1 protein-coding gene is annotated in these 1,270 nt (G+C 65.6%); it reads right to left on the minus strand.

Features of this window, described 5'->3' with window-relative positions:
- Positions 1 to 1,270, minus strand: a 1,270-nt coding sequence (locus tag NQU54_RS48530) for an acyltransferase domain-containing protein (protein ID WP_257636650.1), incomplete at both ends; no start/stop codon positions are given.

The following is a 1,270-nucleotide window of genomic DNA, read 5'->3' on the forward strand; positions in this document are numbered from 1 at the left end:
TATGCAGGGCGGCGTCGAGGAGGGCTGGATGCAACCCGAAACGCCCCGCCTCGGCACACTGCTCCTCCGCAAGCGCCACCTCAGCAAACACCTCATCACCACGACGCCACGCAGCCCGCACCCCCCGAAACACCGGCCCATACTCCAAACCCACCCCAGCCAACCGCTCATACACACCACCCACATCCACCGCCACCCCACCCACAGGCGGCCACACACCCAACCCCTCCACCACACCCGGCCCCTCAGCCGACAACACCCCCGTCGCATTGCGCGTCCACGACTCCTCCTCTGCGCCCTCCAGCCGCGAGAACACACCCACCACACGCCGACCCACCCCATCCGGCACACCCACCGACAACTGCACCTGCACACCACCACGCTCAGGCACCACCAACGGCACCTCCAACGTCAACTCCTCCAACCACCCACAACCCACCCCATCCCCCGCCCGCAACACCAACTCCACCAACGCCGCCCCCGGCACCACCACCACACCCCACACCACATGATCAGCCAACCAACCATGCGAAACCAACGACAACCGCCCCGTCAACAACACCCCATCCACACCCGCCAACCCCACCACCGCACCCAACAACGGATGATCAGCCGAACCCAGACCGGCGGATGTCACATCGCCGACGGCCGGGGAAGGAGTCTTGATCCAGTAGTGCTGATGCTGGAAGGCATAGGTCGGCAAGCCCACCTGCCGGGCACCCGTTCCCTGGAACACCGTGGACCAGTCGACGGACGCCCCGCCGACGTACGCCTCCGCCACGGACGTCAGGAAACGATCCAGCCCGCCTTCGTCACGGCGCAGCGAACCTACGGCGGTGACCTGGGTGCCCTGGTCCTCGGCGGTCTGTTCCACGCCCATCGTCAGCACCGGATGGGCACTGGCCTCAACAAACACCTGGAAGCCATCGGACAGCAGGGCACGTACGGTCTCATCGAACCGAACTGTCTGACGCAGATTGCGATACCAGTACCCGGCATCCAACCCCGCCGTATCCAGCACCCCACCCGTCACCGTCGAATAAAACGGCACCAACGACGACCGAGGACCGATCCCCCCGAGTACTTGCCGAAGCTCGTCCTCGATGACCTCAACGTGAGCACAGTGCGAGGCGTAATCCACGGGCACACGACGCGCCCGAATCCCCTCCACCTCGCATACCGCCAGCAACTCCTCCAACCCGTCCGCATCACCAGAGACGACAACCGCCGAAGGCCCGTTCACCGCCGCCACCGACAACCGCTCACCCCA

The organism is Streptomyces malaysiensis subsp. samsunensis, from assembly GCF_024519315.1.
GTDB lineage: Bacteria > Actinomycetota > Actinomycetes > Streptomycetales > Streptomycetaceae > Streptomyces > Streptomyces malaysiensis.